The organism is Acuticoccus mangrovi, assembly GCF_016411865.1.
GTDB classification, from domain to species: Bacteria; Pseudomonadota; Alphaproteobacteria; order Rhizobiales; family Amorphaceae; genus Acuticoccus; species Acuticoccus mangrovi.
Window position 1 is genome coordinate 14,549 of sequence record NZ_JAEKJA010000027.1, and the last position, 20,081, is coordinate 34,629.

Sequence of the window (20,081 nt, forward strand, 5' to 3'; positions counted from 1 at the left end):
TTGCGAGGCGGGGCTCTCGGGGATACATCAGGCCCGGCATCATCAGGGGCCTTTGCATGCGTCGTCTCTTCGTTGCGGTGTGTCTTCTTCTCACGGTGGGGGTCGCCCATGCGGCCGCCCCGGCGACGATCGAGACCGACCACGTCACCGCCCGCTTCCTCGTGCGCAACGCGACGACGGCGCCCGGCGACAGCACCGACATCGCCATCGTCCACACCATCGCGCCGGACTGGCACACCTACTGGCTGAACCCCGGCGATTCCGGCGAGCCGCCGATCTTCGACTTCACCCTCGAGCACGGCGGCAAGGCCGGCGAGGTGCGCTTTCCCGCCCCGAGCCGCCTCCCCTACCCGCCGCTGATGAACTACGGCTACGAGGACGCCTTCACCCTCCTCACCGGCGTGACGGTGCCGGCCGACTGGCCCGCCGGCAGCCCCTATCCGGTGACGGTGCGGGCCGACTGGCTCGTCTGCGCCGACATCTGCATTCCCGAAGGCGGCAGCGCGACCTTCGAGATCCCGACCGCCGCCGCGACGAGCACCGACTCCGGCGTCGCCTTTACCTTCATGCAGGCGGAGTGGGCGCTTCCCGCCGAGAGCGACGCCGCCGCCACCTATTCGCGCGACGACGGGCACATCCATCTCACCGTCCCGATCGCGGCGTCGGCGCAGGACACCGTCTTCTTCGCCTACGATCGCGAGGCGATCGACCACGTCGCCGAGCAGGAGGTGACCGAGGCGTCCGACGGCGACGGCCTCTTCATCACCCTGTCGGCGGGGCGCGGCCGGCTCGACGGCACCTTGCGCGGCGTGCTGAAGACGGCCGACGGCGCCTTCTCGATCACCGCGACGGGCGACGCGGACCCCGAGCCCCCGACCGCCGCGGCGGCGACCGGTCCCGCCGCGGACGGCGCCTCGCCGAGCGGGCCGGGCCGACCGGCCGCCGCCCCGGCGCCGGCTCTCGCCGTGGTCGCCCCCGACGCCGGCGGGAGTGGCGGAGGTGGCGGCATCGGCCTCGCGCAGGCGATCGCCTTCGCCTTCATCGGCGGGCTGATCCTCAACCTGATGCCGTGCGTGTTCCCGGTGCTCGCCCTCAAGGCGCTGAGCCTCGTCTCCCACGCCGGCGAACCGCTGCCCCGGCGCGCCGCCCTCGCCGGCGCCTATACCGCGGGCGTCGTCGCCGCCTTCATGGTGCTCACCGGGACGCTTCTCGGCCTCAAGGCGGCGGGCGTCTCCGTCGGCTGGGGCTTCCAGCTCCAGAGCCCCGCCTTCGTCGCGGCGATGGCGCTCCTCACCTTCGCCGTCGGCCTCAACCTCTCCGGCCTCTTCGAAGTGGGGGCGGGCCTCACTCGGTTCGGCGGGCGGGGCGGGGACGGCGGCATCGGCGGCTCCTTCGCCACCGGGGCGCTCGCCACCGTGGTCGCGACACCCTGCACGGCGCCCTTCATGGCGGTGGCGATCGGTGCCGCCCTCGCCACCTCCCCGCTCATCGCCCTCGCCGTGTTCGCGGCGCTCGGAGTGGGGCTCGCGGCGCCCTTCGTGCTGATCGCGCTGATCCCGGGGCTTGCGCGGATCCTGCCGAAGCCCGGCGTCTGGATGGTGCGGCTGAAGCAGGCCCTCGCCTTCCCGCTCTACGCGACGGCGGCTTGGCTCGTCTGGGTGCTCGCCCAGATCGTGGGCGTCGACGCTCTCCTCGCCGTGCTCGCCGGGGCCGTCCTCCTCGCCATGGCGGGGTGGCTCTACGGCCTCTCCCAGCGCGGCACGGGGCGCTCCCACCGCATCGCCTCCGGCCTCGCGGTGGCAAGCCTCGCCGCGAGCCTCGCCGCGATCTGGCCCGCCGCCAACGGCACCCCCGTCTCCGTCGCGCCGGCGAGCGCGGCCGGGCCGGCGGCACCGTTCACCCCCGACCGCCTCGCCGCCCTCACCGCCGCGGGCCGGCCGGTGCTCGTCAACGCCACCGCCGCCTGGTGCATCACCTGCAAGGTCAACGAGCGCGTGGTGTTCGACACCGCCGAGTTCGACCGCATGCTGAAGGCGCACGACGTGACCTATCTCGTCGCCGACTGGACGCGCCGCGATCCGGACGTGACGCGCCTCATCGAGCGCTTCGGCCGCGCCGGAGTGCCGCTCTATCTGATGTTCGACAAGCGCGGCGAAGCGACTATCCTGCCTCAGATCCTCTCCTTCTCCACCCTGAAGTCGGCCTTCGAGAAGAGCGAAATCTGATGACCCTGCGCGCCCCGCCGAGCCGTGCCGGCCTGTCCCTGACGAGCCTCCGTCCCCGCGTGGACGCCCGTTGCTTGGCCGGCGTCCTGCTCTTCACCGGTCTCGTGTTGGCGGCCGCCGTGCCGGCGCGCGCCGAGCCCGCGCCGGACGTGACCGACTGGCCGGCGGTCGTCGCCGCCGCCAAAGGGCAGGAGGTGCACTTCTACGCCTGGGGCGGCGAGCCACGCATCAACGACTACATCGCCTGGGTCGGCAAGGAGATGGCCGAGCGCTACGGCATTACGCTGACCCAGGTGAAGCTCGCCGACACCGCCGAGGCGGTGACCCGCGTCCTCGCCGAAGTGACCGCCGGCAAGACCGACGGCGGCGCCGTCGATCTCGTCTGGATCAACGGCGAGAACTTCGTGGCGATGAAGGAGAACGGCCTTCTTCTCGGCGACGCGTGGGCCGAGAAGCTGCCCAACCGCCCGCTCGTCGACCTCGCGCACTACGGCGCGGCGATCCTCGACGACTTCGGCGTGCCGGTGGACGGCCAGCAGTCGCCCTGGGGCCGGGCTCAGCTCGTCTATCTCTACGACACCGTCGCGACCCCCGAGCCGCCGCGCACCCTCGACGCGCTGATCGCCTTCGTCGAGGCCCATCCCGGGCGCTTCACCTATCCGGCGCCGCCCGATTTCGTGGGCACCTCGTTCTTGAAGGAGATCATGCTCCTCGCCCTCGACGATCCCTCGGTGCTCTACCGCCCCGCGGGCGCGGATGCGGAAGAGCTGGTGCGCGACACGCTGCTGCCGGTACTCGAGCGCCTCCACCCCTATCTGTGGCGCTCCGGCGAGGCGTTTCCCAACGGCGTCGCCGAGACCCGCGCCCTCTTCGCCGACGGCGCCCTGAAGCTCGCCCTCACCTTCAATCCCGCCGACGCCGACGCCGCGATCTACGAGGGGCTGCTGCCCGAAACCGTGTCGGTGACCACCTTCGAGGACGGCTCGCTCGGCAACGTGCACTTCGTCGCCGTGCCGTCGAACGCCGACGACAAGGCGGGCGCGCTGGTGGTGGCGAACTTCCTCCTGTCGCCGGAGGCGCAGGCGCGCAAGGCCGATCCCGCCGTGTGGGGCGACCCGACGGTGCTCGCCGTCGACGCCTTGCCGGAGGCCGAGCGGGCCCGCTTCGCCGACGAGGCGGGCATCGACGCCCCGACCCTTTCCGAGCCGCACGCGAGCTGGACCGCGGTGATCGAGCGGGTGTGGACGGAGACGTTCGTGAAATGAGCGGCAAGACTCCCGCCCCCACCGCCGCGTCCGGTCCCGCCGAGCCGGGTCGCGCCAAGACCCGCGCCACGAAAGCCCGTGCCGCGAAGCCGCGCGCGGCGAAGGCCGGCGCCAAGGCGGAGGGCGCGGCGGCCGGCGCGGGAGCCAAGAAGGCCGCGCCAAAGCCGCGTGCGCTGAAGCGCTCGCGCTACACCCGGGCCGAGGCCGACGCCCTCTTCCAGCGCCTCGCCGACGCGCTGCCCGAGCCGCAGACGGAGCTGCACTACACCAACCCCTTCACCCTCCTCGTCGCCGTGCTCCTGTCGGCGCAGGCGACGGACGTCGGCGTCAACAAGGCGACCGGCCCACTGTTCGCCGTCGCCGACACGCCGGAGAAGATGCTCGCCCTCGGCGAGGAGAGGGTGCGCGACTACGTCAAGACCATCGGCCTCTTCAACACCAAGGCGAAGAACGTGATCGCCCTCTGCCGCACGCTGGTGGACACCTATGGTGGCGAGGTGCCGGCCGACCGCGCCGCGCTGGAGGCGCTGCCGGGCGTCGGGCGCAAGACCGCCAACGTGGTGCTCAACGTCGCCTTCGGCGAGCCGACCATCGCCGTCGACACCCACATCTTCCGCCTCGGCAACCGGCTCGGCCTCGCCCCGGGCAAGACGCCGGAGGAGGTGGAGCGGGGCCTCGAGAAGATCGTGCCGCAGCGCTTCCTGCGCGGCGCGCACCACTGGCTCATCCTGCACGGGCGGCACGTCTGCAAGGCGCGGCGGCCGTTGTGCGAGGCCTGCGTGATCTACGACCTCTGCAAGGCCCCGGATCGCCGCGTGTTGCCCCACGCCACCTAAGGAGGCATGGTGCCGCCGGTGGCCAATGGGGGCCGCCCCCGCCACCCGCGCCCCGCGCAAGCTGCCGTCGGACCTCATTCCATGATCCCACCCGTGCCGGCCACACCGGCGCTGTTCCTGGATTTCGACGGCACCCTCGTCGACATCGCCGACCGCCCCGACGGCATCCACGTGGCGCCGAGCCTGCCCGGCCTGATCGAGCGCCTTCTCGCGGCGACGGGGGGCGCCGTCGCCGTCGTCACCGGCCGCAAGGTGGAGGACATCGACGGCTTCCTGAAGGTGCCGGTCGCCGCCGCCGGCATGCACGGGCTCGAGATCCGCCCCGCCCCCGGCGCCGCCATCGAGACCGCGCCGCCGCCGCCCGAGATCGCCGTGCTGCGCGGGCGCATCCTCGGCTGGCCGATCCTCGGCGGCGGGGTGACGATGGAGGACAAGGGCGCCGGCCTCGCCGTCCACTATCGCGCCGCGCCGGACATGGAAGCCGCGGTCAAGGCGGCGATGCACGAGACGATCGCCGACCTTCCCGCGCTCCACTTCATCCCGGGCAAGATGGTGGTGGAGGCGAAGGGCAAGGGCTTCGACAAGGGCGCCGCCGTGCGCACCTTCATGACGCACGCCCCGTTCGTCGGCCGCACCCCGATCTTCATCGGCGACGACGTGACCGACGAGGACGGCATGCGCGCCGCGACCGCGCTCGGCGGCTTCGGCATCAAGGTCGGCGAGGGCGACACCGACGCCGCCTATCGCCTGCCGGACGTCCCCTCGGTGCACGACTGGCTCTCTACATTCCTGGGAATTCCTGCATGACCAACCTCGCCCTCGGCATGATCGGCAACTGCTCGGTCAACGCCCTCGTCGACGACAAGGCGAAGATCGTCTGGTGGTGTCTGCCGCGGCCCGATGGCGACCCGGTGTTCCACGCTCTCCTCGGCACCAACGGCAATCCCGGCGACGGCGGCTTCGCCATCGAGATCGAGGACTTCAGCCACTCCGACCAGCACTATGTGGAGAACACCGCGATCCTCAGGACGCGGCTGATCGCCTCCGACGGCTCGGCGGTGGAGATCGACGACTTCTGCCCGCGCTTCCTGTCGCGCGGCCGCGTGTTCCGCCCGGCGCAGATCGTGCGCCGCATCCGCCCGGTGTCGGGCCGGCCGCGCATCCGCATCGTGCTGCGCCCGCGCTTCCACTGGGGCAAGATGAAGCCGCAGATCACCTCCGGCTCGAACCACGTGCGCTTCGTCGCCGACGGCCAGACGATCCGCCTCACCACCGACGCGCCGATCACCTATATCCGCGACGAGACCTTCTTCGTGCTGGAGCGGGCGTTCAACCTGTTCCTCGGCCCCGACGAATCGCTGACCGAGCGCCCCGGCACCCTCGGCCGCGAATTCCAGGAAGAGACCGAATATTATTGGAAGCGCTGGTCGCTCCGCCTCGGCCTGCCCCTCGAGTGGCAGGAGGCGGTGATCCGCGCCGCCATCACGCTGAAGCTGTGCACCTTCGAGGAGACCGGCGCGATCATCGCCGCCGCCACCACCTCGCTGCCGGAAGCCCCCTATTCGGAGCGCAACTGGGACTATCGCTTCTGCTGGCTGCGCGACGCCTTCTTCGTGGTGCGGGCACTCAACGCCCTCTCCGACCTCGAGACCATGGAGAACTATCTCACCTACATCCGCGACATCATCGCCCTCACCAAGGGCGACCACATCCAGCCGGTGTTCGGCATCGGCATGGAGGCGGCGATCACCGAGCGGATCGAGGAGCTGCCGGGCTATCTCGACATGGGTCCGGTGCGCGTCGGCAACCAGGCGCACGAGCACCATCAGCACGACGTCTACGGCAACATCGTGCTCGCCGCCGCCCAGGCCTTCTTCGACAAGCGTCTGCTGCGCCAGGGCTCGATGGAGGATTTCCGCCACCTCGAGGTGATCGGCGACCGCGCCTACATGCTGCACAACCAGCCCGACGCGGGCATCTGGGAGCTGCGCACGCGGGCGCGCGTCCACACCTCGTCCTCGCTGATGTGCTGGGCCGCGCTCGACCGGCTCGCCAAGATCGCCAACCAGCTCGGCCTCAGCCCCCAGCACTGGCGCGCCCGCGCCAACGAGGTGCACGAGAAGATCTGCCGCGAGGCGTGGAACGAGGAGGCCGGCGCCTTCGTGGAGAGTTTCGGCGGCCAGGACCTCGACGCCTCGCTGCTCCTGATGGCCGAGGTGGGCTTCCTGCCGCCCAACGATCCGCGCTTCGTATCCACCGTCGACCGCATCGGCGAAAAGCTGCGGCGGGGCGACCATCTGTTCCGCTATCATGCCGCAGATGACTTCGGTCGGCCGGAAACCGCCTTTAATGTGTGCACGTTCTGGTTTATCGATGCCTTAGGGAGGATCGATGACCGACGCGAAGAAGCGCGCGAGATGTACGAAACCATGCTCTCGTGCCGAAACCATCTCGGCCTCCTGTCGGAGGATACCGACCCGCAGACCAACCAGCTCTGGGGCAACTTTCCCCAGACCTACTCGATGGTCGGGATCATCAACGGGGCGGTGCGCCTGTCACGTCGGTGGGACAAGGTGATCTGATGCAACGACGCCGAAAACGGTAACGAAGAAGAGGCCAAGCCAATGACCCGCATCGTTATCGTGTCCAACCGCGTCGGCCCGCTGACCGACACGGGTCGGGCCGGCGGCCTCGCCGTCGCCCTCGTCGACGTCCTGCGCGAGCGGGGCGGCTTGTGGTTCGGCTGGTCGGGCGAGGTGTCCGAGGACGGCACCTACAGCCCGCTGCGCCTCTACGAGGACGGCAACGTCTCCACCGCCACCATCGACGTCGCCCAGGCCGACTACGACGAGTTCTATGCCGGCTACTCCAACCGCGCGCTGTGGCCGACGCTGCACTACCGCCTCGACCTGACCGACTTCGACCGGCGGCTCGAGGAGGGCTATCGGCGGGTCAACGAGCGCTTCGCCTCGCGCCTCGTGCCGCTGCTGCGGCCCGACGACATCGTGTGGGTGCACGACTACCACTTCTTCTTCCTCGGCGAGACGCTGCGCGCGGCGGGGGTCGAGAACCCCATCGGCTTCTTCCTGCACATCCCCTTCCCGGTGCCGGAGGTGCTGACCGCGCTGCCCAACCACAAGGACATCGTCAAGGCGATGCTCGCCTACGATCTCGTGGGCTTCCAGACCTCGCAGCACCTGTCCGGCTTCGAGCGCTACCTCCTCGAGGAGGTGGACGGGGAGCGCCTGGAGGACGGCTCGATCGCCGCCATGGATCGGCGCGTGGTCGCCGACGCCTTCCCCATCGGGATCGACGGCGAGGCCTTCTCCACCTTCCACGAGACGACGGAGGGGCGCGAGAATTTCACGCTGATGCGCAGCGAGCTCGAGACGCGCAAGCAGATCGTCGGCGTCGACCGCATCGACTATTCCAAGGGGCTGCCGGAGCGCTTCGAGGCGTTCGAGCGGCTTCTGGAGCTCTATCCCGAGCACAAGGGCGAGGTCTCGCTGCTGCAGATCGCCCCGCCCTCGCGCTCCGAGGTGCGCGCCTACACGCAGATCCAGCGGCTGCTCGAGGGGCTGTCGGGGCGCATCAACGGCCGCTTCTCCGACCTCGACTGGACGCCGATCCACTTCATCACCCGCTCCTTCCCCCGCCGGGCGCTCGCCGGCATCTACCGCGCCTCGGCGGTGGGGCTCGTCACGCCACTGCGCGACGGGATGAACCTCGTCGCCAAGGAGTATATTGCGGCGCAGGACCCGGAGGACCCGGGCGTGCTGGTGCTGTCCCGCTTCGCCGGGGCGGCGGAGGAGATGCGCGAGGCGCTGATCGTCAACCCCTACTCCATCGACGAGCTCGCCGAGGCGCTGCGCCGGGCGATCCAGATGCCGCTCGAGGAGCGCAAGGAGCGCTGGACGGCGCTCAACGCGAAGGTGATGACGAACACCGCCTCCAACTGGTCGCGCCGCTTCCTCGACCGCCTGGTAGAGATCCACACCCCCGCCGAGGCCGACGGGTAGGCTCGCCGGCCCGCCGTCGGCGCGCCCGCCCGTGCGAGGATCCGTGCCGGCCCGCAAACGACGTGCCGGCGGCACGCGCGAGAGGCGGGCCGCCGGCCGGTCGGTGATCGTCGAGCCGCTGGCTCGGGTCAGGCCGCCGTCATCTCGGCGAGGAACTGATTGACCTCGCCGTTGAGGTTCGCCGCCTGCTCGGTGAGCTGGCGGGCGGCGGCGAGGACGTCGTCCGCGGCGACCCCCGCCGAGTTCGCGGCGACGTTGACGTTGCCGACGCTGACCTTGAGCGCCTGCATGTTGGACGCCGAGGTGTTGGTGTTGTGCGAGATCTCCTCCGTCGCCGCGCTCTGCTCCTCCACCGCCGCGGCGATGGCGCCGGTCGCGCGATTGACGTCGCGGATCGTCTGGCCGATCTCCAGGATCGCGGCGACCGCGTCGCGGATCTGAGCCTGCACGGATTCCACCTGGGTCGAGATCTCGTTGGTGGCGCGCGCGGTCTCCTCGGCGAGCGACTTCACCTCGTGCGCGACGACGGCGAACCCCTTGCCCATGTCGCCCGCCCGCGCCGCCTCGATGGTGGCGTTGAGCGCCAGGAGGTTGGTCTGGGCGGCGATCGCGCTGATGGTCGAGACGATGGAGCTGATCTGGGCGGAGTTGGACTGCAGCGTCTCGATCTGCCGCGAGGCGCTTTCGATGCCGCTCGCGGCAATCTGCGTCGAGCCGCTCGCATGGGTGATCTGCTGGCTGAGCTCGCGGATGGCGCTCGTCAGCTGCTCGGCGCTCGAGGCGACGTTGGCGATGTTGGCCGCCGTGGTCTCCGAGGTGTCGGCGATGGTGCTCGACTGCTCCTTGGTGTCCTGTGCCACGCGGAACATCGACTGCGCCGTCTTGTCGAGCGTGCCGGCCGACGTGCCGAGCCCCTCCACGAGATCGGTGAACGTCGCCTTGAAGCGGTCGGCGAGGCCGGCCATGCGCTCGGCCCGCTCCACCTCCTCGGCCTGGCGCGCCTCCCGCTCGGCGGCGAGACGCTCCGCCTCGATCCGGCTGTCGCGCAGGATGTCGAGGGCGCGGGCCATGTCGCCGATCTCGTCGCCACGCTCCTTGTCGGTGACCGGGGTGTGGATGTCGCCATCGGCGATGGTGCCCATCGCGTCGCGGATGCGCGTCAGCGGCGCGGTGATGCTGCGCGCGAAGAACAGCCCCGCCGGCGCGACGATGGCGAGCACGCCGAGGCCGACGAGCAGCAGGTGGTTGCGCAGCGTGACCACGCTCTGCAGCATCTCGCCGTCGTCGATTTCGGAGACGACCGCCCACCGCGTGCCCTCGAAGTCGAGCGCATACCAGGCCGCGTGCGCCGGCGCGCCGCGACGGCCCGTCGCCGCGCCGGCGCCGTTCTCACCAGCGAGCGCGCTGCGCGCCGCGTCGGTGTCGACCCGCGTCGCGAGGATCTCGCCGGTGCCGGTGAAGCGGGAGTCGCTGCGCATCGCGAGGTCGCCGCCGACGAGGTAGGTCTCGCCGGTCGTGCCCATGCCGGCGGCTGACTGGACGATGGCGTTGAGGCGCCCGACCGGCATCTGGAAGGCGAGCACGCCCACCGCCTGCCCCGCGCCGTCGACGACGGGCGTCGCGATGAAGCTCGCGGGCGCGTCGGCGCTCGGGGCGTAGGGCCGGAAGTCGAAGAATGCGACCTCGCCGGTGCGCTCGCGCAGTGCGGCGCGGAAGGCGTTGGCGAGGTCGGTGTCGCGCCACTGGCCGGTGTTGACGTTGGTCGCGTAGTCGGCCTCCTTGAAGACGCTGTAGATCAGGTCGCCCGCAGCATTGAACAGGAAGACGTCGTAGTAGCCGCGGTTTTGCAGCAGCGAGCGGAACCAGGGATGATGGCGGGCGTGGGTCGCGTCGTAGGCGGTTCCGCCGTCGGCGGCGTCGAGCTTCTCCTTCTGCCCCGTCGGATGGGGGTTGGTGGTGATGTAGGCGTTATGAAGGCGCCGCATCGCGTCGTCGCCGAGCGCGGTCCAGTCGGCGTCGAAGGCTTTGATCGCCTCGAGGGTCTGCGGCCGTGCCGCGACCGCGACGAGGTTCTCGCGAATGCCGCTCAGATATTCTTCCAGCTGCTCGGCCCGGGCCTCGGTCACGCCGACGATCGCGTCGGTGCGCGCGTCGAGAATCGCGCGGCGCGCCTCGACGTAGGCCACGGCCCCGACCGCACCGCCGGCGATGATCGTCGCCGCCGCCACGACGATCGGAAGCTTTCGCGAAATTCTGTACTTCCCCAACATGTCGCCACCCTTCGCAAACTGAAACATTGAGCGGAGTTCAGGGCGGAGAACGAGAGTATAGAGGAATGGTTACATGCCAGCCTCGACTTTCAGCTAGCCTGACACGAGCGCCGGGCGGCCGCTTCGCCGTCAGCGTGCCTCCAGGCCACGGATGACGAGATCGAGCATCCGCTCCGCCTGAGAGGGGTCCGCATCCGGGTCCTTGATGCGCCAGAGAAACGCCAGAAGCAGCAGCACGTCCTCGGCCTCGATGTCCGGACGAAACGCGCCGACGGCCTGACACGCCGTCACGAGGTGACCGACCGCGCCCACCATCGGCCCATAGACCTCGGCATGGACCGGGGCGGCCGCCGCCGAATGCAGCACGTCCGTCAGCCCGTGCTTGACCCGGCCGTAGCTCGCCAGCCGGTCACACCACAGCCGAAACGCCTCGACCGGCGGATGCTGCGCCGTCAGCTTCGGCGCAAGCGTCACGAGAGCCTCGATTTCGTGCCGGTAGACGCCGATCACCAGCGCCTCGCGATTGGGGAAGTGGCGGTAGAGCGTCCCCGGCCCGACACCCGCCAGCTTGGCGATGGAGTTCAGCGAAGCGTCGGGCGACCGGGCGAAGGCATCCCGCGCCGCGTCGAGGATCTTGTTGCGGTTCGCCAGCGCATCCGACCGGCGGACGTCGTTCTGGTCGCTCACGGGCCCCTCCTTGACTAAACGGAGAGATCTCCGCTAAGCGGTGCCGAAGCGGAGATGTCTCCGCTTCGGCATGCCAGAGAGAGGGACCATCATGCAATATGTCAAACTGGGTCCGACCGGCCTCGAGGTGTCTGCGATCTGCATCGGCGCGATGAGCTATGGCGAGCCGGCCCGCGGACACCCCTACTGGTCCCTTCCCGAGCCCGAGAGCCGCGCGATGATCCGCCATGCGCTCGATCTCGGGATCAACTTCTTCGATACGGCGAACATGTATTCGCAGGGCTCGAGCGAGGAGATCCTCGGCCGTGCGCTCAAGGACTTCGGCAACCGTGACGATCTCGTCGTGTGCACCAAGGTGCGTCACGAGATGCGCTCCGGCCCCAACGGGCGCGGACTTTCGCGCAAGGCGATCATGACCGAGATCGATCATTCGCTGAAGCGGCTCGGCATGGACTATGTCGACATCTACATGATTCACCGCGCCGACCCGCAAACGCCGTGGGAGGAGACCCTCGAGGCGCTCCACGACGTGGTGAAGGCCGGCAAGGCGCGCTATCTCGGCGCCTCCTCGATGATGGCCTGGGAGTTCTCCAAGGCTCTGCATCTGCAGAGGGAGCGCGGTTGGGCGCGGTTCATCACGCTCCAGAACCACTACAATCTGCTGGCGCGCGAGGAAGACAAGGAGATGCATCCGCTCTGTGCCGACTGGGGCGTCGGGACGATGATCTGGAGCCCGCTCGCCCGCGGCCGTCTCTCGCGCCCTTGGGGGGAAGGCACGGCGCGGTCGCAGAAGGACCCCTACCAGGGCATGCTCTATGCGGGCACCGAGGAGGCGGACCGGGCCGTCGTCGGCGCGGTGCAGGCCGTCGCCGATGCGCGTGGCGTGTCGATGGCGCAGGTGGCGCAGGCCTGGCTTCGCCGCAACCCGGTGGTGGCCGCGCCGATCATCGGTGCGACGAAGCCGCATCACATCGACGACGCCGTCGCCGCCCTGAACCTGACGCTCACCGACGACGAGGCCGCGCGGCTGGAAGCACCCTACACGCCGCGCTACGACTTTCAGGGCGTCTCCGATCCGAAGGTGATCAAAGAAATCTCCGAGCGGGTGGGCATCAGACCCGCCGATAGTTGAGCTCGCCGGGACGGAGCCGGGCCGGCCGCGGCGGCCGTCCCGCGAGGGCGGCCCTCCTCCGAAGCCATCTCGCGTCGCCGATGCTCCCGACACGCCCCGCGTCGACGGGTGGCGCGGGTCGCGGCGCGGACGCCGGGGACGGGTCCGGCGTTGGCTGCACGCCGCCGGCGCTCCGAGGAGATGTCGGCGCCGTGCTCCTTGCTCTCCGCGCGTTGTCCCGCGCGCCCCCCCGCTCTGCGTGCGAGGGCAGATCCGCAGCCGCTACAGGGCGGTGATGGCACCGACGAAGTCGCCGACCTCCTTGCGCAGGTCCTCGCCGCGGCGTGACAGGTCCGCCGACGACTGACGCACCTTCGCGGCGCGCTCGTTGAGGCTTTGGGTGGACGCGCTGACGACCTTGATGTTCGCCGTCACGTCGCGGGTGTGGGAGGAGGCGTGGCTCGCGTTGCGCGCGATCTCCTCGGTCGCCGCGCCCTGCTCCTCCACCGAGGCGGCGATCGACGAGGCGATCGCGGCGATCCGCTCCACCGTCTGGCCGATCGCCTCGATCGCCGTCACGGAGCTGCGCGTGGCGGCCTGGATGCCGCTGATCTGCTGGGTGATGTCCTCCGTGGCCTTGCCGGTCTGCTCGGCGAGGCTCTTCACCTCCGTCGCCACCACCGCGAAGCCCTTGCCGGCCTCGCCCGCCCGCGCGGCCTCGATGGTGGCGTTGAGGGCGAGGAGGTTGGTTTGCTCGGCGATGTCGCGGATGAGACCGACGACCGTGCCGATCCGCTGCGAGGTCTCGGCGAGCTGGCCCATCTCGATGTTGGTGCGGCCGGCCTCGGCCACCGCGTCGGAGGTGATCTCGGCCGACTGGGTCACCTGCGAGCGGATCTCGCTGATCGAGGACGAGAGCTCCGCCGCGGCGCTCGCGATCGTCTCGAAGGTGGATTCCACCTGCTCGGCGCCGTCGGCCACGGTGCGGGCCTGCTGCGCGGTCTGCGACAGCGTATCGCCGAGCGCCTTGGCGGTGACGTCGAGCTCGCCGGCCGCGTGGAGCACCCCCTCGGCGACGCCGCCGACGGTCGCCTCGAAGCGCGCCGACAGCTCCGTCATCCGGTTGCCGCGCTGCTGGAGCGCGGCGGCGTCGGCCTTCTGCCCCTCCTCCAGGCGGATGCGCTCGATCGCGTTCTCGCGGAAGATCTCGACCGCCTGCGCCATCTTGCCGATCTCGTCGCCACGCTCCTGCGAGGGCACCTCGGCCGACACGTCGCCGGCGGCGAGGCGATGCATGACGGCGGTCATCATGCCGATCGGGCGTGCGATGGTCTTCGCGAGCATCAGCCCCAGGAGGCAGAAGAGCCCGGCCGTCACCAGCGAGCCGACGACGATCACGCTGGTGGCGCTGGTGGTCGCGCCCGCCTGCGCCTCCTCGCGGACGGACAGGAGGTCGCGCTCGACGTTGGCGATCTCGCTCAGGAGCGCGCGAAAGCCGTCCATAGAGGCCTTGCCGGCGCCGGAACTCTCCATGGCGCGGGCCTGCTCCTGCGTCGCGGGATTGCCCATCAGCGCGATCTCGCGCTCGGCGATGTCCCCGCGCCAGGTCATGGCGAGGCCGTTCAGCCGATCGAGACGGGCCTGCTGCTTGGCGTTGTCGGCGGTCAGCGTCTTCGCGGCGCCGAAGGCGGTCTCGTACTGACGCACGCCGGCGTTGTAGGGTTCGAGGAACGCGGTGTCGCCGGCGACGAGGTAGCCGCGCAGGCCGGTCTCCTGGTTCACCATGGCGAGGAGCACCCGATCGAGCTGGCCGAGCACCTCGTAGGTGTGGGTCTGCCACTGCGAGCTTTTGTTCAGGAAGCCGAGCCGCTCGAGGGTGAAGGCGTTGATCGATCCGACGAGCACGACGAGGACCCCGAAGCCGAAGAGGAGCTTCCGCGAGATCTTGAGGTTGTCGAGAAACGATCCGCCGGCGCCGTGACGTGGCCCGATGCCGATGTCGGCGCGCAGCGTGGCGGCGTGCAATCCCTGTCCCATCCTGGTGATCCACCTCGTCGTGAGTGTCGCCCCGACGTCATAGGCGATCTAGCGTGACCGAGGCTTGGACGGTGGTACCGACGGCGCTTCGGGCGCCCGCCGCCGCCCGTCTCGCTCCGAGCGGGCTTGCTGAGCGACGCTCTGCCGGTCCGGCCGAGCCCATGCAGCAAGGGACAGCGGCCTTGCGCCCCGATCGGCGGGCAACGGATGAGCGGCCATGCGCGACGGGGGGCTGGGCGATGGCGGCAACGATGGGCGGGATCGTGCCAATTGCGAGCGTAACAAGCGCAACCCATCAGTACCAAAGCAGACGCTCGGACCTGAACCCATGGCACCGCTCGATATTGTTCAATTAATCAATGGATAAAGGATATTATCATATGATTATGGACGCAGTTCCTAGATTGACGGTTCACGGGACTAGTCGCCGCTACCGAAACAGATGCTACAATTCTGTTTCACGCACTCGGGGATACCTTACGCGATTAACCAACGATCAATCCGATGACGGCATCGATAACCGCGCCCCTGGCACAGTAATCCGAGATTTATACTGAGTCCTTTTTTTGCCTTTCAACGGGTTTCCGAGACAGAAGGGGGCGAGTAGCAGCCTTCAGATGAAGCTGCGTGGGTAGCCTCGGCGACGGGTTGAAACGAAGCCGAAAGGACGGTAATTGTTGATGATTATGAATTTAGGAAGGCATGCTCGTGGAATCTAAATCTTCTCAGATCAAACCTGAAGATCGACTGACGAATAAAGAAAAAGAGTACCTGAAGATATTAAACGACAACATGAAGGAGATACGCTTAGAAATGAGCGAGGTGCTGAAGCGTATGGGTATTAACCTGTATGTTGATAATTTTTCACTGTCTTCCGATCCGGGTGTGCTTGAGAAGCACCCCCTCGATTATGGGGCCTGCTGCGAAGATGGGACATACGTTGCTGAAGGTTGGATGTGTGATTGGATTGGATCACGCTGATACAGCGCAGTATGTGATGAGACTTTGGCGCTCTTTATAAGCGTATGGTCTGCGAGGAATCGGCAGGGCCTCCGCTGCCAATGATGGCTCGTTCTGGAAAAATGTATTTACGCTTGGCTGACTAAGCGAAGTCGCCACCAATCGGCGATCAGTTTATCTCAGGTCGCCTATGCTCCATCTGAAACACTTCTGATGTAAACTGTTTCAGATGGACTGCCGATGCCCGGTTTCGAAACGGGACCGGCTCGGTTCCATAACCTCCCGTTCTCAGACTCGACGGGCTAAGCAACCGGATGTCCGCTATTCGAGGTCGTTCACGTTTGAGTGAACAACCGGAATGGGTCACAACCGCCGCTCTCCGCAAAGTCGCCCCCGAACCCGGCGCTCGCTCCTTCGGCACACGGTTCGTCCGCGCTGCCGTGGCCGGCCGGGCGCTCCCCCGGCGACACCGTCAGATTACCGTCGCTCCCGTCTTCAGGGCGCGGAGGGATTGGCAGATGCTGCGGACGAGGTGGTTCTTCGTCGGGCCGTGGTCGGGGTAGCGGATCAGGTTGTCGCCGTTGTGCATCAGGACGAAACCGCCGGTGCCGCGCTCGCTCGGATAGCGCCAGAGCCAGTCGGCGGGCTTCGGATCGTCCGGCGGGCCGACGTCGGTGAGCCAGATCGCCCCCGGCGGCATCGCGCTCCAGCCACGCGCATACTGGCCGAACACCCCCTGCCAGCCGTCGAAGTCCTCCGGCATGTCGGCGAAGACGCCGGCGCGGTCGTCGCGCACGCGCACCTTGAGGTTGGTGAACGGCCGCGCCGGCACGGCCTGGAAGCGCGACAGGAACGGCAGGAAGGCGGTGTGGGGCTCGCCGCAGATGATCATCGACCCGCCGCGCTCCAGATAGGCGAGAAGGGCCGCGCGCCGGGAGGCGAGGAAAAACTCGTCGTAGTTCGACGGCAAGTAGAGGATGTCGGTCGCGGCGAGGACCTCCTCGTCGAGCGCGCGGTGCGGGTGGACGCGGAACGAGAAGCCCGCCGCCTCGAGGCTCGCGGCCGTCGCCGCCGGTTCCCAGTTGTCGAGCGTGTGGACGCACTGGAGATAGGTGACGCGGCTCGGCGCCGGGCGGACGATCCCGAGCTCGCGGTTCAGCCATGGATAGAAGCCCTGCAGAAAGCGCGTGGCGGCGGGCATGAAGCGCTGGCCGTTGTGAAGGTGGGGGTCGAGCGTCGCGACCATCAGCCGGCCGCCCTCGCCGACCTTGATGTCGAGGAAGAGCGAGCCCGTGCCGTCGCAGAGCGACAGGATCGGCACCGCGTCCGGATGCGGCGCGTAGGCGCCGCCCCAGTGCCAGGTCATCGCCGCGAGGGGGATCGCCTCGCAAATCGGATGGCGCGGCTCGTTCTGGTGGATCTCGACGCTCCCGCCCTTCGTCCACCACAGCCAGTCGCGGATCGTGCTCGGCCACCATGCGAGGTCGACGACGTCGATCCAGTCCGCCTCGCCCTGGAAGAAGACGACGAGGAAGCCGCCGCCGCGCACATAGTCGTTGAGCTGGGGCCCATGCGCGGCGATGCGCACGCTGTCCATCGCATCGGGCACGATCACGGCGGCATAGTGCCGGAGGTCGCAGCCCGGCAGGTCGTCCAGATAGACGAGATCGTCGAGGTGGTGGGAGAAGTCCTCGAAGCTGCGCAGCTGGGCGTTGTTGCCGCCGTGGAGGAAGGCGATGCGCGGGCTCATCGCGCCGTGTCGCCGGCGTGGCCGTAGAGCGGCGCGTAGGTGTAGGCCTCGCGCCCCACGAAGTCGGCCCGTCCGATCGGCACGCCGTAGAGGGCGCTGAGGTTGGCGGCGTTGAGGACGTCCGCGCGCGCCCCGCCGAGCGGCGGAGCAGAGGGGTACATCAACAGCACGTCGCTCGCGATCTCCACCGCGTGCTGCGGCGCGTGCGTGGTGAACACCACGGTGAGGTCGTGCTCGCGGCTGAGGCGGTCGAGGAGGTCGATCACGATGCGCTGGTTCTTGTAGTCGAGGGCGGCGCAGGGCTCGTCGAGGATCAGCACCTCGCACTCCGAGGCGAGCGCCTGGGCGATCATGACGAGCTGGCGTTGGCCGCCGCTGAGGGTGTTGAAGGTCCGCTCCTCCAGATCGGCGATCCCCATGAGGGCGAAGAAGCGGCGCACGACGGCGTAGTCGCGCTGGCGCGGCGCACCGAAGAGGCCGACATGGCGCGCCCGCCCCATCAACGCGATGTCCATCGCGGTGTAGGAGAAGGCGACGTCGTAGAGCTGCGGCACGTAGCCGGTCCGCCCTCCGACGGTGCAGCGCCCGGCGTCGGGACGGTGCACGCCGATCAGCGTCATCAGCAAGGTGGTCTTGCCGACGCCGTTGGCACCGAGCACGGCGAGGATGCCTCCCTTGGGCACGACGAAGTCGCAACCCTCGATGACGCGCCGCCCGCCGCGGCTCACCACGAGCCCCTCGACCTCAATCACCGCGCCAGCCGCCGTGGGAGTGGAGCCGCCTGAGAATCAGCGCGAACACCGGCACGCCGATCAGCGCGGTGATGATCCCGAGCGGGATCTCGGCGGTGGTGGCGGTGCGGGCGATGTCGTCGACGAGGAGCAGATAGATCGCCCCGATCAGCCCGGTCGCCGGCAGGACGCGGCGGTGATCGGCGCCGACGAAGGTGCGCGCCACGTGCGGCATGACGAGCCCGACCCAGCCGATGATGCCGCTCGTCGCGACGACGCCGGCCGAGATGAAGGCGCTCGCGAGGAGGATCGTCCAGCGCACGGTCGCGATCGGCGTGCCGAGCGCGCGGGCCCGCTCCTCGCCGAGCGACATGATGTTGATCTGGTAGCGCAGCAGATAGATGACCAGCGCCGACGGTGCGACCGCCACGGCGAGGAGGAGAACGTCGCCGTAGTTGTTGGACGCGATGCTGCCCATCAGCCAGTAGGTGATGGCCGGCAGCTTCTGGAACGGGTCGGCGAGGAGCTTGGCGATCGAGATCGCCGCCGCGAAGAAGGCGGAGACGACGACGCCGGCGAGCACCAGCATGAGGAGCGAGGTCCGCCCGCCGACGGTGGCGAGGAACTTCACCACCACGACGCTCGCGATGCCGAAGCCGAAGGCGATGGCGAGGAGGCCGTAGCCGGACACCCCGAGGAGGATCGCGAGCGTGCCGCCGAAGCCCGCCCCGGCCGTGACGCCGATGATCCCCGGGTCGACCAGCGGATTGCGGAAGAGCCCCTGCAGCGCGGCACCGGAGATCGCGAGGCCGAAGCCGATGAGCACCGCCGCGAGGATGCGCGGCAGCCGCACCTTCTCCACCACCGTCTGCGCGATCTGGCTGTGCTGCGCGTCCGATCCCGGGACGAGGTTGCTCCACAGGATCGAGACGACCTCGTGCAGGCTGACGTCGTAGCGCCCGATCGTCACCGAATAGAGCATCGCGGCGACGAGCAGGACGAGGAGGAGCGGCAGCAGGACGAGCGAGCCGGCGCGCCGCCCTCGGCCGCCGACCGCGGGTGTGGCGAGCTTATCGGAAGATGGCGCTGTAGCCATCGGAGGCGGCGTTCTGATCCATGTAGAGGACGCTGTCCATCTGCGCCGCGCCGAGGTCGATGCCGTAGATGGCGGCGTAGGCGTCGTGAATCTCTCCGCGCAGCTGCGGCACCGTGTCGGCGCCGTGGGCGACGGCGGCGAGCCACGGCGACGACAGGAAGATCTCCGGCGCGTCGGGCGAGCCGGCGAAGGCGGGGATCTTGTAGACGCGCCGGTTCTTCACCGCGTCGAGATCGGCGAGGAGCGCGTTGCCGTAGAAGCTCGCCGGCGTGAGGTCGTGGGCGTAGGGCGGGATGAGGATCATGTCCGGGTTCCAGGCGAAGAGCTGTTCCAGATCGATCGTCTGCCACCACTGGCCGGTGTCGTCGGCCGCCGGATTGGTGACGCCGCTCAGGGAGAGGTCCAGCGATCCGTTGGCGATGATGCGGATCTGGTCGCCGAACTGGTCGATATAGAGGGCGCTCACCTTGTCGGCGTCGGGCATCGCGGCGAAGGTCTCGCGCATGGTCGCGGCCGAGGCGTCCTGCAGGTCGAGGATGGCCTTGGCGTGCGCCTCCTTGCCGGTGAGGTGGCCGGTGAGGGTGACATAGTCCCGCCGCTGCTCGGCGGTGCAGCAGTCCCAGATGATGACGTTCAGCCCGACCCGCTCCAGCGGCTCGGCGCCTTCGCTCGCCCACTGGATGACGGCGTCGGGCGCGATCTCGAGGATCGCCTCGATGTTGGGAACGAAGCCTTCGATCGCCGCGGTGGGGGTGAGTGTGCCGAGCTCGGGCAGGAGCTCGCCGTAGAGGCCGGCGACGTAGTCGCGCTTGAAGAAGCTCTGGTTGACGGCGGCGATGTGGTCGGCCGAGCCGTCGACGGCGCGATAGAGGATCGGCCCCGAGCGCACGATGGTCACCACCTTCTGCGGCGGCGCGTCGAGCACGATTTCCTTGCCGCGGTGATCCTTGAATTCGACTTGTGCCGCAGCGGTCTCGGCGGTGAGAACGAGACCGGCGGCGATGATCGCAGCGACGGTGACTGGCTTCACGGGACGGTTCCTTGTGTGGACGCGCCTAGTTTGAAGTTATTTCAACTTCAGTTTCAGAGTATTG

At 68.9% G+C, this 20,081-nt stretch carries 14 protein-coding genes and 1 pseudogene; 8 read left to right on the plus strand and 7 right to left on the minus strand.

The genetic code is table 11. From position 1 onward, the window contains the following. Positions 1-56 precede the first annotated feature (56 nt). From JCR33_RS22085 to JCR33_RS22110, 6 genes are all read left to right on the plus strand, one after another. On the plus strand, positions 57-2,225 hold the full coding sequence (locus tag JCR33_RS22085) for a protein-disulfide reductase DsbD family protein (protein ID WP_198884309.1): 2,169 nt from the start codon (positions 57-59) through the stop codon (positions 2,223-2,225). Then, a complete protein-coding gene (locus tag JCR33_RS22090) occupies positions 2,225-3,490 on the plus strand; it encodes an ABC transporter substrate-binding protein (protein WP_211110512.1) in 1,266 nt (421 codons plus the stop codon). The genes JCR33_RS22085 and JCR33_RS22090 overlap by 1 nt, the downstream gene beginning before the upstream one ends. Further along, positions 3,487-4,326: an endonuclease III gene (nth, locus tag JCR33_RS22095; protein WP_198884310.1), complete on the plus strand. Its 840-nt coding sequence runs from the start codon at positions 3,487-3,489 to the stop codon at positions 4,324-4,326. The genes JCR33_RS22090 and nth overlap by 4 nt, the downstream gene beginning before the upstream one ends. Before the next feature lie 81 nt (positions 4,327-4,407). Next, positions 4,408-5,133, plus strand: coding sequence for a trehalose-phosphatase (gene otsB, locus JCR33_RS22100; protein ID WP_198884311.1), 726 nt, complete (start codon positions 4,408-4,410; stop codon positions 5,131-5,133). After that, entirely contained in the window at positions 5,130-6,908 is a 1,779-nt protein-coding gene (locus tag JCR33_RS22105; RefSeq protein WP_198884312.1) for a glycoside hydrolase family 15 protein, read from the plus strand. The genes otsB and JCR33_RS22105 overlap by 4 nt, the downstream gene beginning before the upstream one ends. Before the next feature lie 42 nt (positions 6,909-6,950). Beyond that, a complete protein-coding gene (locus JCR33_RS22110) occupies positions 6,951-8,345 on the plus strand; it encodes an alpha,alpha-trehalose-phosphate synthase (UDP-forming) (RefSeq protein ID WP_198884313.1) in 1,395 nt (464 codons plus the stop codon). A 128-nt stretch (positions 8,346-8,473) separates the two neighbouring features. Here the strand turns inward: JCR33_RS22110 and JCR33_RS22115 are convergent, their stop codons facing one another. Together JCR33_RS22115 and JCR33_RS22120 are read right to left on the minus strand one after the other, a co-directional pair. Further along, positions 8,474-10,615 (minus strand): methyl-accepting chemotaxis protein, encoded by a 2,142-nt coding sequence (locus tag JCR33_RS22115; RefSeq protein ID WP_198884314.1) that lies wholly within the window; start codon positions 10,613-10,615, stop codon positions 8,474-8,476. 129 nt (positions 10,616-10,744) lie between these two features. Next, positions 10,745-11,302 (minus strand): TetR/AcrR family transcriptional regulator, encoded by a 558-nt coding sequence (locus JCR33_RS22120; protein ID WP_198884315.1) that lies wholly within the window; start codon positions 11,300-11,302, stop codon positions 10,745-10,747. Positions 11,303-11,393: 91 nt separating this feature from the next. On the opposite strand from JCR33_RS22120, the pseudogene JCR33_RS22125 reads away from it, so the two are divergent. Beyond that, positions 11,394-12,350 (plus strand): annotated as a pseudogene (locus tag JCR33_RS22125) (aldo/keto reductase); the annotation flags it as partial. 345 nt (positions 12,351-12,695) lie between these two features. Here the strand turns inward: JCR33_RS22125 and JCR33_RS22130 are convergent. Further along, positions 12,696-14,450, minus strand: a complete 1,755-nt coding sequence (locus JCR33_RS22130; RefSeq protein ID WP_198884317.1) for a methyl-accepting chemotaxis protein — start codon at positions 14,448-14,450, stop codon at positions 12,696-12,698. Positions 14,451-15,152: 702 nt separating this feature from the next. Between JCR33_RS22130 and JCR33_RS22135 the strand changes: the two genes are divergently transcribed. After that, positions 15,153-15,431 carry a hypothetical protein gene (locus tag JCR33_RS22135; RefSeq protein WP_211110513.1) on the plus strand — a complete coding sequence of 93 codons (279 nt, stop codon included), beginning with the start codon at positions 15,153-15,155 and terminating at the stop codon, positions 15,429-15,431. Between the two features lie 451 nt (positions 15,432-15,882). Here the strand turns inward: JCR33_RS22135 and JCR33_RS22140 are convergent, their stop codons facing one another. From JCR33_RS22140 to JCR33_RS22155, 4 genes are read right to left on the minus strand one after another with little or no spacing between them, the layout of a single operon-like run. Beyond that, complete coding sequence (locus JCR33_RS22140; RefSeq protein WP_198884319.1) at positions 15,883-17,160, minus strand: hypothetical protein; 1,278 nt, start codon at positions 17,158-17,160, stop codon at positions 15,883-15,885. Further along, on the minus strand, positions 17,157-17,912 hold the full coding sequence (locus JCR33_RS25415; RefSeq protein ID WP_198884320.1) for an ABC transporter ATP-binding protein: 756 nt from the start codon (positions 17,910-17,912) through the stop codon (positions 17,157-17,159). Before JCR33_RS25415 ends, JCR33_RS22140 begins: the two co-directional genes overlap by 4 nt. Further along, on the minus strand, positions 17,905-18,987 hold the full coding sequence (locus tag JCR33_RS22150; protein ID WP_211110514.1) for a FecCD family ABC transporter permease: 1,083 nt from the start codon (positions 18,985-18,987) through the stop codon (positions 17,905-17,907). The genes JCR33_RS25415 and JCR33_RS22150 overlap by 8 nt, the downstream gene beginning before the upstream one ends. Next, complete coding sequence (locus tag JCR33_RS22155; RefSeq protein ID WP_198884321.1) at positions 18,962-20,017, minus strand: ABC transporter substrate-binding protein; 1,056 nt, start codon at positions 20,015-20,017, stop codon at positions 18,962-18,964. The genes JCR33_RS22150 and JCR33_RS22155 overlap by 26 nt, the downstream gene beginning before the upstream one ends. Between the last annotated feature and the right edge of the window lie 64 nt (positions 20,018-20,081).

Excerpts from the sequence above, each read along its gene's own strand:
- JCR33_RS22130 (WP_198884317.1), bottom strand. The coding sequence starts at position 14,450 with ATGGGACAGGGATTGCACGCCGCCACGCTGCGCGCCGACATCGGCATC.
- nth (WP_198884310.1), top strand. The coding sequence starts at position 3,487 with ATGAGCGGCAAGACTCCCGCCCCCACCGCCGCGTCCGGTCCCGCCGAG.
- JCR33_RS22085 (WP_198884309.1), top strand. The coding sequence starts at position 57 with ATGCGTCGTCTCTTCGTTGCGGTGTGTCTTCTTCTCACGGTGGGGGTC.
- JCR33_RS22140 (WP_198884319.1), bottom strand. The coding sequence starts at position 17,160 with ATGAGCCCGCGCATCGCCTTCCTCCACGGCGGCAACAACGCCCAGCTG.
- JCR33_RS22110 (WP_198884313.1), top strand. The coding sequence starts at position 6,951 with ATGACCCGCATCGTTATCGTGTCCAACCGCGTCGGCCCGCTGACCGAC.
- otsB (WP_198884311.1), top strand. The coding sequence starts at position 4,408 with ATGATCCCACCCGTGCCGGCCACACCGGCGCTGTTCCTGGATTTCGAC.
- JCR33_RS22115 (WP_198884314.1), bottom strand. The coding sequence starts at position 10,615 with ATGTTGGGGAAGTACAGAATTTCGCGAAAGCTTCCGATCGTCGTGGCG.
- JCR33_RS22090 (WP_211110512.1), top strand. The coding sequence starts at position 2,225 with ATGACCCTGCGCGCCCCGCCGAGCCGTGCCGGCCTGTCCCTGACGAGC.
- JCR33_RS22105 (WP_198884312.1), top strand. The coding sequence starts at position 5,130 with ATGACCAACCTCGCCCTCGGCATGATCGGCAACTGCTCGGTCAACGCC.
- JCR33_RS22150 (WP_211110514.1), bottom strand. The coding sequence starts at position 18,987 with ATGGCTACAGCGCCATCTTCCGATAAGCTCGCCACACCCGCGGTCGGC.
- JCR33_RS22135 (WP_211110513.1), top strand. The coding sequence starts at position 15,153 with ATGCTCGTGGAATCTAAATCTTCTCAGATCAAACCTGAAGATCGACTG.